The 13,129-nt window shown below is 64.6% G+C and carries 14 protein-coding genes; 4 read left to right on the forward strand and 10 right to left on the reverse strand.

Annotated elements, in window-relative coordinates; genetic code table 11:
* Positions 1–193: 193 nt before the first annotated feature.
* Complete coding sequence (locus H6X51_RS14145; protein WP_185268154.1) at positions 194–802, reverse strand: hypothetical protein; 609 nt, start codon at positions 800–802, stop codon at positions 194–196.
* A gap of 179 nt (positions 803–981) precedes the next feature.
* Here H6X51_RS14145 and H6X51_RS14150 point away from each other — a divergent pair, with 179 nt between their 5' ends.
* Positions 982–1,527, forward strand: coding sequence for an OmpA family protein (locus H6X51_RS14150; RefSeq protein ID WP_185268155.1), 546 nt, complete (start codon positions 982–984; stop codon positions 1,525–1,527).
* A 326-nt stretch (positions 1,528–1,853) separates the two neighbouring features.
* Here H6X51_RS14150 and H6X51_RS14155 read toward each other — a convergent pair whose 3' ends face one another.
* The 7 genes from H6X51_RS14155 to H6X51_RS14185 all read right to left on the reverse strand — a co-directional run bounded on the left by H6X51_RS14155 (position 1,854) and on the right by H6X51_RS14185 (position 8,219).
* Positions 1,854–2,183 carry a Na+/H+ antiporter subunit G gene (locus H6X51_RS14155; RefSeq protein ID WP_185268156.1) on the reverse strand — a complete coding sequence of 110 codons (330 nt, stop codon included), beginning with the start codon at positions 2,181–2,183 and terminating at the stop codon, positions 1,854–1,856.
* Between the two features lie 8 nt (positions 2,184–2,191).
* Positions 2,192–2,461, reverse strand: a complete 270-nt coding sequence (locus tag H6X51_RS14160) for a K+/H+ antiporter subunit F (protein ID WP_185268157.1) — start codon at positions 2,459–2,461, stop codon at positions 2,192–2,194.
* The gene (locus H6X51_RS14165; RefSeq protein ID WP_185268158.1) at positions 2,446–2,952 is read right to left on the reverse strand and encodes a Na+/H+ antiporter subunit E; all 507 of its coding nucleotides are present in this window, start codon (positions 2,950–2,952) and stop codon (positions 2,446–2,448) included. The genes H6X51_RS14160 and H6X51_RS14165 overlap by 16 nt, the downstream gene beginning before the upstream one ends.
* On the reverse strand, positions 2,949–4,457 hold the full coding sequence (locus H6X51_RS14170) for a monovalent cation/H+ antiporter subunit D (protein ID WP_185268224.1): 1,509 nt from the start codon (positions 4,455–4,457) through the stop codon (positions 2,949–2,951). The genes H6X51_RS14165 and H6X51_RS14170 overlap by 4 nt, the downstream gene beginning before the upstream one ends.
* On the reverse strand, positions 4,457–4,783 hold the full coding sequence (locus H6X51_RS14175; protein ID WP_185268159.1) for a Na+/H+ antiporter subunit C: 327 nt from the start codon (positions 4,781–4,783) through the stop codon (positions 4,457–4,459). Before H6X51_RS14175 ends, H6X51_RS14170 begins: the two co-directional genes overlap by 1 nt.
* Positions 4,783–7,569: a monovalent cation/H+ antiporter subunit A gene (locus tag H6X51_RS14180; RefSeq protein WP_185268160.1), complete on the reverse strand. Its 2,787-nt coding sequence runs from the start codon at positions 7,567–7,569 to the stop codon at positions 4,783–4,785. The genes H6X51_RS14175 and H6X51_RS14180 overlap by 1 nt, the downstream gene beginning before the upstream one ends.
* Before the next feature lie 188 nt (positions 7,570–7,757).
* The gene (locus tag H6X51_RS14185; protein WP_185268161.1) at positions 7,758–8,219 is read right to left on the reverse strand and encodes an outer membrane lipoprotein; all 462 of its coding nucleotides are present in this window, start codon (positions 8,217–8,219) and stop codon (positions 7,758–7,760) included.
* Between the two features lie 287 nt (positions 8,220–8,506).
* On the opposite strand from H6X51_RS14185, the gene H6X51_RS14190 reads away from it, so the two are divergent.
* Positions 8,507–8,782 (forward strand): hypothetical protein, encoded by a 276-nt coding sequence (locus tag H6X51_RS14190; protein ID WP_185268162.1) that lies wholly within the window; start codon positions 8,507–8,509, stop codon positions 8,780–8,782.
* Here H6X51_RS14190 and H6X51_RS14195 read toward each other — a convergent pair.
* A complete protein-coding gene (locus H6X51_RS14195; protein WP_185268163.1) occupies positions 8,750–9,919 on the reverse strand; it encodes a 1-acyl-sn-glycerol-3-phosphate acyltransferase in 1,170 nt (389 codons plus the stop codon). The genes H6X51_RS14190 and H6X51_RS14195 overlap by 33 nt on opposite strands.
* Positions 9,920–10,079: 160 nt before the next feature.
* Here H6X51_RS14195 and H6X51_RS14200 point away from each other — a divergent pair, with 160 nt between their 5' ends.
* Entirely contained in the window at positions 10,080–10,280 is a 201-nt protein-coding gene (locus H6X51_RS14200) for a CPXCG motif-containing cysteine-rich protein (protein WP_185268164.1), read from the forward strand.
* Positions 10,277–10,927, forward strand: coding sequence for an SOS response-associated peptidase (locus H6X51_RS14205; RefSeq protein WP_185268165.1), 651 nt, complete (start codon positions 10,277–10,279; stop codon positions 10,925–10,927). The genes H6X51_RS14200 and H6X51_RS14205 overlap by 4 nt, the downstream gene beginning before the upstream one ends.
* A gap of 61 nt (positions 10,928–10,988) precedes the next feature.
* On the opposite strand, the gene H6X51_RS14210 is transcribed toward H6X51_RS14205, so the two are convergent.
* The gene (locus H6X51_RS14210; protein ID WP_185268166.1) at positions 10,989–13,124 is read right to left on the reverse strand and encodes a methyl-accepting chemotaxis protein; all 2,136 of its coding nucleotides are present in this window, start codon (positions 13,122–13,124) and stop codon (positions 10,989–10,991) included.
* Positions 13,125–13,129 lie beyond the last annotated feature (5 nt).

The raw sequence follows: 13,129 nt of genomic DNA on the forward strand, positions 1-13,129 counted from the left end.
GGTTGTCGAAGCCTTCCGAGGCTGTGCGCTCGATCAGGACGATACACTTGCAGATCTCATCGGGGCCCGCAGTCAAGCACTGCATACAGAGGCCGGATATACGACAGACAACCTGCTCTTGTCATTGAATGTTGAAAGCCTTGCAATGAGGGAGGAGACCATATACGACAACCCAAGCTCCGCCGCAATGGGGCTACATTTCCCCACCCTGATAACCACAGCCCCTGAGCCGCTGCCCATCACGCACCAGCACGGCGCTCAGGTGGTAATAGTCGCCGGTGCTGCGGTCGATGCAACCGGAGGGGTACAGCCACAGTTCCAGCCCCTGGTCCTGCACGCCGCGGAACCCCAGCACGCCGTCGGGCATCTGCTCGGAGATCATCGACAGCTGCCGACCGCTTTCCGCATCCTCGCTGGTCAGCCGCATGCCCTGGGCGGTGATGTCCACCCGCCAGGCCGGATCGAAGCTGAAGCCGACCCACTGGCTCGCCGCCGCGCTGCTATCCATGCAACCCCGGCCAGTGGACTGCACCCGATGGGTCTTGCGCACTATCCAGCGGCCATCCTCCTCGGCCACCTCCAGCTCGGCGAACATCGACTGCTGCCCCGGCTGGCCGACGTCATCGAACAGCCGACGCAGCTCAGGGGTCGGTTGCAGCAGGCGATCGTGTTCCTGCCCACAGGCGCGCAATGTCCAGTGCCTGTCTCCGCGCTCGAGCATTCCCGCGACGCGCTGCGGCCCCGATTCATCACCCTTGGGCCACAGCGACCAGGAGGCGCACCCGCTCAGGCTGAGCGCCATTCCCAAGGCCGCCAAGAGCGGAAATCGGCCATTGCTAACTGCCATAGTGTGAACCTCTTTGAAGAATCGTCTATAAACCGATGAATTGCTTGTGTTTGATGGTCACATTCTGCTTTTGCAGTGGTAATCTGTGACCACTTTTCCAATTGGCCCGGGTTTACCCACTGTCTGGATAGAACATGAATATCATAAAAACCGTGACGCTGGCTTCGCTGGTTCTCCTTAGCGCCTGTTCCTCGAAGCAGGAGGTAGTACAGGCTCCCCCGGCACCGTCCTGGGCCGACTCCCGCATCGACAACCTCACCGCACTGGCTACCCAGCAAGGTTACGAGGTCGAACGTGAAGGCGAGCAGATCCGCCTGCTGATCCCGGTCGATGGCAACTTCCACCCCAAGCGTACCCTGTTGCTGCCCTCCGGCCTGGTGCCACTGAGCAAGGTAGCACAAGCGCTGAAGATCGATGGCGCCAGCCGCCTCACCGTGGTCGGCCACAGTGACAGCGATGGCAGTCACGAACTGAACGAGAAGCTGAGCCTGGAACGGGCCCAGGCCGTGGCTAACGTGCTGCGCCTGGGTGGCATCGAGCGCCAGCGCATGCACCTGCGCGCCATGGCCGACAACCAGCCACGTGCCGATAACAGCACCTATACCGGCCGCAAGCTGAACCGCCGGGTCGAGATCATCCTCACTCCGTACCAGGCTACCAGCGTCGCCCTGGCCGAGTGATGGTGTGATCCGCCAACAGGTGTAGCACTCCGGTCTGGGATCGGGTGCTATGCCTGCTTCATTGTTGCTGAGGCGTGTCGTCGAGTCGAGCCGCTCGACAAGCCGGGTATCCCGCTATCGCCCCGGGGCGGGGCTTGTATGGTTTTCCTACAGGTCCAAAATGGACCTGTCAGGGTGGAGGGCGCGGCAATCCACAGGTGCCGGCGACACCGTGCCCGTGGATTGCTTCACCGCGTTGCGGTTCGCAATGACGGAGTAGAGAGGGGCCGCAGTTGCATGGGACCATAGAAGCTCCCACCGGATGTCAGCTCCCACCATGAACTCTGTCAGTGCTTCCAGGGCTCGCCCCGGGTCCGCCCTTCCCTCCTGACCTGCAACTGCATCGCCGCCTTGGCCAGCATGCTGGCACTGGTCGGTGCGGTCATGAACAGGAAAATGCTGATCAGCAGCTCATGCAGCCCCAGCTCGCCAGTGCTGCTGAAATACAGCATGGAGCCCAGTACCAGCGCACCGACACCCAGCGTGGTGGCCTTGGTTGGCCCGTGCAGACGCATATAGAAATCCGGCAACTTGAACAGGCCGAAGGAGCCGATCAGGGCGAACAGACTGCCGGTCAGCAACAACCCCGCCACCAGCCACTCGATCAGGTCAGGCATGTACGCTCCTATTCGATGATATTGCCGCGCAGCAGGTATTTGGCCACTGCCACGGTGCCGACGAAGCCCATCACCGCGATCAGCAGCGCCACCTCAAAATACAGGTTCGAGCGCAGCAGTAGGCCGAACAGGATCAGCAGCGCGATGGCATTGATATACAGGGTGTCCAGCGCCAGCACCCGGTCGGGCATGTCCGGCCCCCTGAGCAGGCGCAACAGGCACAGCAGCATGGCCAGCGACAGCATGCCCAGGCAGATGATGATCACGGTCTGGAGCATTCGAATGCCTCCATCAGGGGTTTTTCGTAGCGCTGCTTGATGGTGTCGATCAGCTCCTGTGCATCCGGCACATCCAGGCCGTGGATCAGCAGGCAGGCGTGATCGTCACTGATATCCGCCGATACCGTACCCGGCGTCAGGGAAATGGTATTGGCCAGCACGCTGATGGCGAACTCGTTGCGCAGCTCCAGCGGATAGACCACGAAGGCCGGGCGCAGCCGGGCATTTGGCCCGAGTACCAAGCGCGCCACCTGGACGTTGGCGACGACGATATCCCCCAGCACCCGCAACGCAAAACGCGCCAGCACCAGCGGTCGGTACAACGTCGGCGGCCGGGGCCAGAAGCGCCGGGTCAGTTGCGGAATGAGCAGCGCCAGCACCAGCCCCAACAGCAGCGAACCGACCGACAGCTGGTTGACCAGCAGTTGCCAGATGCCCAGCAGTACCAGGCTCAGCCAGGGGTGCGGCAACCAGCGCCGGCGCGTGGTCATGGCCGCCCTCCTTCCAGCACCTGCCGGGTGTAGGCTGCCGGCTCCAGCAACTGTGTAGCTGTGGCATCCAGGTAGCCCAGCAGCGGCTCGGCAAACACCACCAGCAGCAGCGAACACAGCAGCAGCGAGCTGGCCGCCAGCAGGCACACCCGGTCCAATGCCTGGCCCGGCGCCGCTGCCGCGTCGATACGCCAGAACAGCGTGCTGCCGGCGCGGCTCAATGTGACAATGGCCAGCAGGCCGCTGCCCAGCAGCAACCCATAGAACCAGGCGGCGGCCACCCCGGTGCCGGCCGCGCGCAGCAACAGCAGCTTGCCGACGAAGCCGGATAACGGCGGCAGGCCGATGACTGAGATCGCCGCGAGAAAAAACAGCCCGCTGAGCAGCATCGGCCTGGGCAATGCCGGGCCCGGCACCAGCCGCCCGACGAAGCGCCGCCCCCGGCAGTCCGACAGCACCCCGGCCAGCAGGAACAGCGCGCCGCAGATCCAGGTGGAGTGCACCAGGTAGTACAGGCTGCCAACCAGCGCCGCCTGACTGTGCAGCGCCACGCCGGCCAGCAGGGTGCCGACCGAGACCAGCAGCAGATAGGCGACCAGGCCATTCAAGGTACTGGCGGCCAGTGCGCCGAGGCTGCCCAGCAGCATGGTCAACAGGCCCGCCGGCCACAGCCAGGTGTTGGCCAGTTGCGCCAGCGGCCCGGCGGCAGTCTCACCGAACACCTGCAAATAGACCCGCAGGATCGAATAGATACCGACCTTGGTCATGATGGCGAACAGCGCCGCCACCGGTGGGGTGGCCGCGGCATAGGCCCTGGGCAGCCAGAAGTACAACGGGAACACCGCCGCCTTGAGGCCGAACACCACCAGCAACAGCATGGCGGCCGTACCGACCAGCGGCACATCGGCTGGCGGCAGCTGGGCTACGCGCTGGGACAGGTCGGCCATGTTCAGCGTCCCGGTCACCCCGTACAGGGTACCGACCGCGATCAGGAACAGCGCCGAGCCGAACAGGTTGAGCAGCACATAGTGCAGCCCCGAACGCACCCGCGCCGAGCCGGCACCGTGCAGCAGCAGTGCATAGGAGGCGATCAGCAGGATCTCGAAGAACACGAACAGGTTGAACAGGTCGCCGGTGAGGAAGGCACCATTGATACCCATCAGCTGGAACTGGAACAGGGCATGAAAATGCGCGCCCAACGCATCGCTGCCACGCACGGCATAGAGCATCGCCGCCGCGGCCAGCACGGCACTGACCAGCAACATCAGCGCCGCCAGGTGGTCCACCACCAGGATGATGCCGAAAGGTGGCAGCCAGTTGCCGGCGGCGTATACCTGCACTCCGGCGCTGGCCTGCCCCATCAGCAGCATCGCCAGCGGCAGCTGCAGCAGTGTCGCCAGCAGGCCGAGTCTGCGCCTGAGTTGCAGGCGCCGCGGCCCCATTAACAGCAACAGCGCCCCGCAGAACATCGGCAGGATGATCGGCAGCACCGCCAGATGATCCATCATTGGCCTCCCTTGCCGTCCACATGATCGTTGTCCAGCTCACCCCGGGCGCGCAACGCCAGCACCAGGGAGAAGGCCGTCATACCGAAACCGATGACGATGGCGGTGAGTACCAGCGCCTGGGGCAACGGGTCGGTGTGCTCGGCGACCTGGCCGATGACTGGCGGCATGCCGGTGTGCAGCCGCCCCATGGCGAACAGGAACAGGTTGACCGCATAGCTGATCAGGGTCAGCCCGACCACCACCGGGAAGGTTCGCGCACGCAGCAGCAGGTACACACCGGACATGGTCAGCACCCCCAGGGTCAGGGCATACAGCAGCTCCATCAGTTGACCTCCCTGGTACGAGGAGACAGACGGCCCAGGTTGGACAGGATCAGCAGCATGGCACCGACCACCGTGAGATACACGCCCAGATCGAACAGCATCGCCGTGGCCAGTTCGACCTCGCCCACCAGCGCAATGCCGATATGACCGAAGGCGCTGGTCAGGAATGGATAGCCGAACGCCCAGGCACCCAAGCCGGTCAGGCCGGCGATGATCACCCCGCCAGCGGCCAGCCACTGGTAGTTCAATGACCAGCGCTGGTCGGTCCAGGCATTGCCGCTGGCCACGTATTGCAGGATCAGCGCCACCGCGGTGATCAGCCCGGCGATGAAGCCACCGCCGGGCAGGTTGTGCCCGCGCAGGAAGATGAACACCGACACCATCAGCGCCAGCGGCAGGATCAGCCGTGACAGCTTGACCAGCAGGAAGGGCCGGCGGTCCTCTGCCCAGGGGCGTCCCAGAGTGTCACCCGTTGGCCGCCGCAGACGCAGACCATCGAGCAGGGCGAAGATCGCCGCGGCGGCAATCGCCAGCACGGTGATCTCGCCCATGGTGTCGAAGCCGCGAAAATCGACCAGAATCACGTTCACCACATTGCTACCCCCGCCACCGGACAGGCTGTTGGCGAGGAAGTAGCCGGCAATGCTGTCATAGGGTCGGGTCAGCACCGCCAGGCACAGCACACTGACCAGCACCCCGGCCAGCCCGGCGATCACCAGGTCACGACCACGCCGCAGCGCCGAGGACTCCACCGGCGTGTGGTCCGGCAGGAAGAACAGCGCCAGCATCATCAAGATGATGGTCACCGACTCCACCGACAGCTGGGTCAGCGCCAGGTCCGGCGCCGAAAAGCGGGCGAATGCCAGCGCCACGAACAGCCCCACCACACTGAGCATGACCAGCGCCAGCAACCGGCGCCGATGCCAACAGGCGGTAGCCACGGCGGCTGCCATCAGCATCAGCGCGCAGGCCAGGGTGGCACCATCCACCGCGGACATCGGCACCGCGCCACGCAGCGACGGCAACTGCAGCAGCCAGTAACCGCTGACCAGCAACGCCGTCAGCAGCATCCAGCTCATGTACCGCTGCAGCGACATACCCTCGAAACGCAGGGTGAACAGCGCCGCCAGGTTGACCAGGCGCTGGGTCTGCTGTTCGAAGATATCCTTGGCATTCAGGTGCGGCAGATGCACGTACCAGCCCAGTAGCCGGCGGCGGAGAAAGTAGATCAGACAGCCCAGCAGCAACACCACCATACTCATCAGCAGCGGCAGGTTGAAGCCGTGCCAGAGCGCCAGGCTGTAGGACGGCAGCTCACCCCCGAGGGTCGCGCCCGCCGCCACCGCCAGCAGGCCACCCACGGTCACCCCGGGCAGCAGCCCCAGCAACAGGCACAGCGCAACCAGGATCTCCACCGGCACCTTCATGTAGCGAGTCGGTTCGTGCGGCGGGAATTTCGGCAGGTTCACCGGCTTGCCATTGAAGAACACGTCATGGATGAAGCGCAGTGAATAGGCCACCGAAAATACCCCGGCGACCACCGCCACCAGCGGCACTACCCAGCTGTAGTTGCCGAACTGGTGCTGCTGCAGGGTCTCGGTGAAGAACATCTCCTTGCTCAGGAAGCCGTTGAGCAGCGGTACCCCGGCCATCGATGCCGCCGCGACCATGGCCAGCGTCGCGGTATGCGGCATGTAGCGCCACAGCCCGTTGATACGGCGCATGTCGCGGGTGCCGGTCTCGTGGTCGATGATGCCGGCGGCCATGAACAGCGAGGCCTTGAAGATCGCATGATTGATGATGTGGAACACCGCGGCGACCGCCGCCAGCCGGGTATCCAGGCCCAGCAGCAGGGTGATCAGCCCCAGGTGGCTGATGGTCGAATAGGCCAGCAGGCCCTTGAAGTCATGCTGGAACAGCGCGGTGCAGGCGCCCAGCAGCAGGGTGAGCATGCCGGTGATGCTGACCAGCAGGAACCACAGCTCGGTATCCGACAGCGCCGGGTACAGGCGCGCCAGCAGGAACACCCCGGCCTTGACCATGGTCGCCGAATGCAGGTAGGCCGAGACCGGCGTGGGTGCCGCCATGGCATGCGGCAGCCAGAAGTGAAACGGGAACTGCGCCGACTTGGTGAACACACCCAGCAGCACCAGCACCAGGACCAGCGGATACAGCGCGTGGGCACGGATCACCTCCCCCGCCGCCAGCACGTCGCTGAGCTGATAGCTGCCGACCACCTGCCCCAGCAGCAATATCCCGGCGAGCAATGCCAGGCCGCCACCGCCGGTCACCACCAGCGACATGCGCGCGCCCTTGCGCGCATCGGCCGAATGCGACCAGTAGCCGATCAGCAGGAACGAGGACAGGCTGGTCAGCTCCCAGAAGAACATCATCAGCAGCAGGTTTTCCGTCAGCACCACGCCGAGCATGGCGGCCATGAATACCAGCAGCAGGCTGAAGAAGCGCCCCATCGGGTCCTGCCGGGACAGGTAGTAGCGTGCGTAGAGGATGATCAGGATGCCGATGCCGAGGATCAGCAGGGCGAACAGAAACCCCAGGCCATCCAGGCGAAAGCTGAGATGCAGGCCCAGCCGTTCGATCCACGGCCAGCTGTGCACCAGCACCTCCCCGGCAAATACCGCGCTGGCTTGCGTCCACAGCAACACCAGTCCCGCCAGCGGTGCCAGCATGGTCGACAGCGCACACAGCGAGCGGCCACGACCGTCCGCCAGCAGCGGCAGGACCGCGCCCAGCATCGGCAGTAGAACGATCAGCGCCAGGATCATCCCGGGTACTCCATGGAAGTTTCATCGGCGGCACCTCAGCCCGCGGGCATGCCGCCTGAAACAACCATAGACCATGGGAAGGATTGCCGTTTCCATAACGGCATGGAGACGAGAGTTGTCGAGCGCCTGCTCGACGACAGCGGCGGACCGGGCGACCGCTGCGGATCACCCGGTTGCATCAGGAATGACTACTTGCTTACCCGGGAAACGCCATTGACCGTAAGAATGCGTACCCGCTCACCGGCGGCGAAGGACACGTTCGGATCGACTTCCTGCACATAGGCCCGGGTAGTACCGCCATCCTCGCGCACCGTGATCTCGATACCCTGGTTGCGGGTGATGCCTTCTTCGGCGGCCGCACCAGCCATACCGCCTGCTACCGCGCCCAGCACACCGGTGATGATGCTGCCGCGTCCGCCACCGACCGAGCTGCCGGCTACCCCGCCGATCACCGCACCGGCGCCGGTACCGATATTGGTCTTGGTACCCTCGATCTGCACCAGCCGCACCGACTCCACGGTCCCCATGCGCACGGTCTGCGGCGCCCGCGCCTCGGAGCGGCTGTAGGTATCGCCGGTCAGGTTCGAGGCACAGCCACTGAGCACCAGCAATGCGCCGAACAGGCAGCTCATGAGAATTCGTATGTTCATGTGTCACCATCCCGTTTGCAGTGTGAGACCCGCGTCAGGTCATCAATCATGCGCTTTTGCCATCTGTCTCAGCGTTGGACTGCAAACAGTGGAAAATGTTGCGCATGGCCTTTTATCGGTTTTATCCGCCAGCCGGTCGAGCATAGCCGGTATTTGCTATAGAATCCGCGCCAGTTTCCAGCGGCATGGCACGCCATGCATCGCTACCATACCTGCTTTCGCCGTACCCACCAGAATAATAACAACGCCTGCGGGACACGGACACCGACTTTACCGGAGGCAATTGCATGCCCATATTTCAGGCTGCGTGGATCTACTATCTGAACAACAGCGCCCTGGTGCTCAACGGCCTGGCGCTGTTCTATGCACTCAGTGGCAGCTGGCTGATCCTTGCCACCCAACTGCGCACCGCCCGCGCCCTGCGCCTGCTGAGCAGCCCTGGCGCGGTACTGGCAACCAGCCTGCCCGAGGCCACCCAGCGCAGCAACCGGCTGTTCCTGCTGGTCGGCGGTGTCTGCCTGGCCCTGGCGCTAGGCCTGAGCCTGGTCTCCCGCCTGGTCTGATACCCGCTGCCGGCTGATCACCGGATTGGCGTACTGGCGCAGCCACCACTGGCGCTGGTCCGCCGGGCAGGCCGCCAGGCGCTGGCTGAAGCGAGCCTGCTCCTCGGCCAGCACCGCCGCCTCGAACTGCTCACGCCAGCCGCTGATGTCCACGCCGGGCACCGGCTCCAGTTGTTCCATCGCCAGATAGTTGCTCGGATACAGGCGATACAGCCCGAGGATCTGCCGGTCGGCCTCCGCCGCCACTGCCTTGGCATCGGCATAGTCACCGGTCAACGGGCTGCCGAAGGCGATGTGGACCCGCCCCTTGTAGCCGGTCAGGCCCTTGGCGATGGAGGTATCATCCTCGCCCGGCTGCTTCTGGTAGCTGCCGGTACGTTCGCGCTGCTCCAGTTCCCGCGCCTTCATCTGGTCACACGGGTCCCACTCGTAGGCAATGGATACCGGCACTATGTTCAGCGAGCGCACCACCTCGGCGAATGGCTGGTCCTTGCGGCTCATGCACAGCATCTTGATGATCGCCGTATCGGTACGGTCGCAGCCGTCCTTGGCGCGGCCTTCGCTCTGCGCGATCCACACCGAATGGCCACCGAGGACCGAGTGGTTGATGTAGGCCGACAGCGTCTGGTAGACCGCCAGCTTCTCCCGCCGCCCGCTGACCGAGCGGTGCACGATGAAGCACTTGTTCAGCCGCATCAGGTCGCTGACGAAGGAGCGCTGCAGCAGGTTGTCGCCAATGGCGATGCGCGGCGTGGGATGCCCGCCGTGGTACAGCGCGTAGTTGACGAAGGCCGGGTCCATGGCGATGTCCCGGTGGTTGGCGAGAAACAGGTGCGGCTGGGTCTTGCTGAGGTTGTCCAGCCCGCTGTAGGTGACGGTCAGCGTGCTGCGCTCGATCACCTTGTCCAGCCAGGGCTCCAGGCGCTGCTGCAGATCGCTGACGCTATGCACTCCCTGCGCCTCCCGGCGCAGCGCCGAGCCGACCAGCTTCGATGTCACGCCCGGCAACCAGCGGCTCAGGCGGGGAAAGCGGTAACCGGCCAGTGTCTGCAATAGCTCCCGGTCCTGCAGCAGCCGCTGCATGACCGCAGGCACCTCATCATCTCCATAGGGCCGGATGGCATCGAACTCGCCCATGTATTCCTCATTACCTTGGGTGTAAAGCGCGCATTATGCGGCGCGCAGCAGGGACTCACAATTCCCCTGTTGCGCTTTCGTCCGTTCGAGCTGCACCCGGTGCACCGCGACATGGGCTAAACTACGCCTCCCACACCCCGCCCTGCCCCGGAGCCCAGCGATGCCGCTACTGGACGAACACGCCGATTACTGTCCGCACTGCGGTGAACCAATCAGCCTGCTGGTCGACCTCAGTGGCGGCTCGCAAAGCTATATAGAAGACTGCCAGGTGTGCTGCCAGCCGATCCATGTGAACCTGTGGGTGGATGCCGACCAGCAAGGCTATCAGCTGGATCTGCGCCGGGAAGAGGACGCCCTGTGAGTGGCCGGCTGGTACAGTTCAGCGCGCCGTTGGCCAACGTGCCGGCCAACTGGCAACCGAGCTGGAACCTGGCCCCCGGCCAGCGCCTGCTGATACTGCGCAAGGTCGACAACCAGCTTGAGTGCGTGGAGGTATTGTGGAACCTGACCCCCGGCTGGCTGCGTGACCTGAGCCGGGCACCGTTCAGCGCACAGGCCGAGTTCCTGCACGACAAGCCGATGTTCCGCGAGCCGCTGGTGCAGCGCCGCTGCCTGATCCCGGTGGATGGTTTCTATATGTGGAAGCAGCAGGGCCAGCGCAAGCAGCCGTGGTATCTGCGCCGCGAACAGGGCGGCCTGGCACTGGCCGGCCTGTGGGAGCGCTACACCCTGGACGATGGCAGCCAGTGGGACAGCTGCGCGCTGATCACCGCGCCGGCCAAGGGCCTGCCAGCGCAGCTGGGCGAGCGCATGCCGGTCACCCTGAACCGCGCCGAACAGGCCGTCTGGCTGGCCACCGCCACCGCACCCGGGGCACTGCAACCGCTGCTGCTCAACGCCACCTCCGAGGTCCAGCTGATGTACCCGGTCAACCCGGCGGTCAGCAATCCGGCGTCCCAGGGGCCGCAGTGCTGCAACCCGACCGGGTTGGCCGTACGGCAGGATTGACCGGGCTGCAACGACACCGGGGTGTGGCGTCGGCGAGCAGGCGCTCGCCAACCCGACAAAGTTACACCTTGAACTGATTGATCAGCCGGCGCTGGTGCTCGGCCAGCTTGGTCAGGCTGGAGCTGGCGGTGGAAGCCTCACCGGCGCCTTCGGCCACCGCGTTGGCAACCTCGCCGATGGTGCTGACGTTGCGGTTGATGTCCTCGGCCACCGCGCTCTGCTGTTCCGCAGCGCTGGCGATCTGGATGTTCATGTCGTTGATCACCGATACCGCCTGGGTGATCGAGGTCAGCGCCGCATCGGCCTCCTCGGCCTGCAGTACGCTTTCCCCGGTACGACTGCGGCTCTGCTCCATGACCTTGACCGTCTGCCGGGTGCCAGCCTGCAACTGCTCGATCATCTTCTGGATTTCCTCGGTGGAGTTCTGCGTCTTCAGCGCCAGGGTGCGCACCTCGTCGGCCACCACCGCAAAGCCGCGGCCCTGCTCGCCGGCCCGCGCCGCTTCGATCGCCGCGTTCAGCGCCAGCAGGTTGGTCTGCTCGGCGATGCCACGGATGGTATCGAGGATCGAGGTGATGTTCTCGCTGTCGCGCGCCAGGTTCTGCACGGTTTCGGCGGCACGCTCGATATCCGCGGCCAGTTCCTGGATGGTGGTAGCAGTCTGCTGCACCACCTCGCGGCCATGGCTGGCCGACCCATTGGCATTGCCCGCCGCCTCGGCGGCCAGGCTGGCGTTGCGCGCCACGTCCTGGGCGGTGGCGGTCATTTCCGTCACCGCGGTGGCCACCAGTTCGATCTCGCTGAGCTGGCGTTGCACGCCATCGTTGGTGCGCATGGCGATGTCGGCAGTATGCTCGGCGGCGTCGGTGACCTGCTGCACCGAGCCGACCACCTCGCGGATCATGCCCTGCAGCTTGTCGAGGAAGGCATTGAAGCCACGGGCGATATCGCCGAACTCGTCGCTGCGCCGCCCATCCAGGCGCCGGGTCAGGTCACCCTCGCCGCGGGCCACGTCATTGAGCATGGCGACCAGTTGCCGTGCCGGTCGGGCCAGGCCGTAACCCACCGCCAGCATCACACCCAGGCCAGCCAGGGCGGTGATCACGCCGATCACCGCCAGGGTCATCGCCTCGCCGGACTGGCGCTGGGTCAATTCGGCATCCAGCGCCTGCAGGTCGGCCATCACCACCTGCAGCGGCAGGCTGATCAGCAACGCCCAGTTGGTACCGGTGTCACCGATCGGAACGGGCATCCACAGATCCACGCGATCAGCCTCGGTATCCAGCTGATAGAGCGGCTGATCGCCCAGACGCTGCAGACCACTCAATTGTGCGCTGCTCAGCGCCTGCGTTGCCGGATCGCCCGGCGCCGCGCCGGTGCCGGTCCAGGCCACCAGACGGCCATTGGTACTGACCAGCGCCTGAGTACCCTGGCCGTCATAGAGCCGGCGATCACTCTGCTCCAGCATCGATTGCAGAAACGCCAGCGACAGATCAGCGCCGGCGATACCCGCGAACTGCCCATCGAGCATGATCGGCACGGTGAAGGACGACAGCATGACACTGGTACCACCCAGCTCATAGGGCGCAGGATCGATCACGCAGGCACGCTGTTCATCGCGCGGACAGAAATAATACTCACCAGCCCGCACCCCGGTCTCCAGCATGCTTTCATCGGTCAACTCGACCAGGATATCCAGCTTCACCGAGCCATCCGCCTCACGAAACCAGAACGGCATGAAACGGCCATTCTCGTCATGCCCCGGCTCACCCCTGCCCCGGTAGAAGTCGTCCAGGTCATCGAATACACCTGGTTCCCAGGTGACATAGGTGGCCAGCAGCGAAGGCTGCTCCTCCAGTATGCGGCGGACATAGCGCTGCATTTCCTCGCGACTCATGGCCAGGGCTGGCAGTCCATCCTCCTGCTCCTCGCCCAACTGCAGGTTAAGCAGTGCCAACTGCTCGATGACCAGCAGCGGCTGCTCCAGCTGTCTCTGGATGCGCAGGGTCTCGGCTGCAGCAATGGCTTCGACCTGGCTGCGCACACGCTGCTCCAGCATCTGCTCACTGCGCTCGAGCACCACGCTCTGGTTGCGCTCGAAGGCGAACAGCGCATACAGGGTCATGACGCCAACCGCAACGAATAGACAGGCGCCTGCCAGCGCGGCAATGGACAACTGGATGGATTTGAATTTCATGAGAG

Origin of the sequence: Halopseudomonas xiamenensis (genome assembly GCF_014219065.1) — a bacterium.
GTDB lineage: Bacteria > Pseudomonadota > Gammaproteobacteria > Pseudomonadales > Pseudomonadaceae > Halopseudomonas > Halopseudomonas xiamenensis.

Excerpts from the sequence above, each read along its gene's own strand:
- H6X51_RS14145 (WP_185268154.1), bottom strand. The coding sequence starts at position 802 with ATGGCGCTCAGCCTGAGCGGGTGCGCCTCCTGGTCGCTGTGGCCCAAG.
- H6X51_RS14150 (WP_185268155.1), top strand. The coding sequence starts at position 982 with ATGAATATCATAAAAACCGTGACGCTGGCTTCGCTGGTTCTCCTTAGC.
- H6X51_RS14155 (WP_185268156.1), bottom strand. The coding sequence starts at position 2,183 with ATGCCTGACCTGATCGAGTGGCTGGTGGCGGGGTTGTTGCTGACCGGC.
- H6X51_RS14160 (WP_185268157.1), bottom strand. The coding sequence starts at position 2,461 with ATGCTCCAGACCGTGATCATCATCTGCCTGGGCATGCTGTCGCTGGCC.
- H6X51_RS14165 (WP_185268158.1), bottom strand. The coding sequence starts at position 2,952 with ATGACCACGCGCCGGCGCTGGTTGCCGCACCCCTGGCTGAGCCTGGTA.
- H6X51_RS14170 (WP_185268224.1), bottom strand. The coding sequence starts at position 4,457 with ATGGATCATCTGGCGGTGCTGCCGATCATCCTGCCGATGTTCTGCGGG.
- H6X51_RS14175 (WP_185268159.1), bottom strand. The coding sequence starts at position 4,783 with ATGGAGCTGCTGTATGCCCTGACCCTGGGGGTGCTGACCATGTCCGGT.
- H6X51_RS14180 (WP_185268160.1), bottom strand. The coding sequence starts at position 7,569 with ATGATCCTGGCGCTGATCGTTCTACTGCCGATGCTGGGCGCGGTCCTG.
- H6X51_RS14185 (WP_185268161.1), bottom strand. The coding sequence starts at position 8,219 with ATGAACATACGAATTCTCATGAGCTGCCTGTTCGGCGCATTGCTGGTG.
- H6X51_RS14190 (WP_185268162.1), top strand. The coding sequence starts at position 8,507 with ATGCCCATATTTCAGGCTGCGTGGATCTACTATCTGAACAACAGCGCC.
- H6X51_RS14195 (WP_185268163.1), bottom strand. The coding sequence starts at position 9,919 with ATGGGCGAGTTCGATGCCATCCGGCCCTATGGAGATGATGAGGTGCCT.
- H6X51_RS14200 (WP_185268164.1), top strand. The coding sequence starts at position 10,080 with ATGCCGCTACTGGACGAACACGCCGATTACTGTCCGCACTGCGGTGAA.
- H6X51_RS14210 (WP_185268166.1), bottom strand. The coding sequence starts at position 13,124 with ATGAAATTCAAATCCATCCAGTTGTCCATTGCCGCGCTGGCAGGCGCC.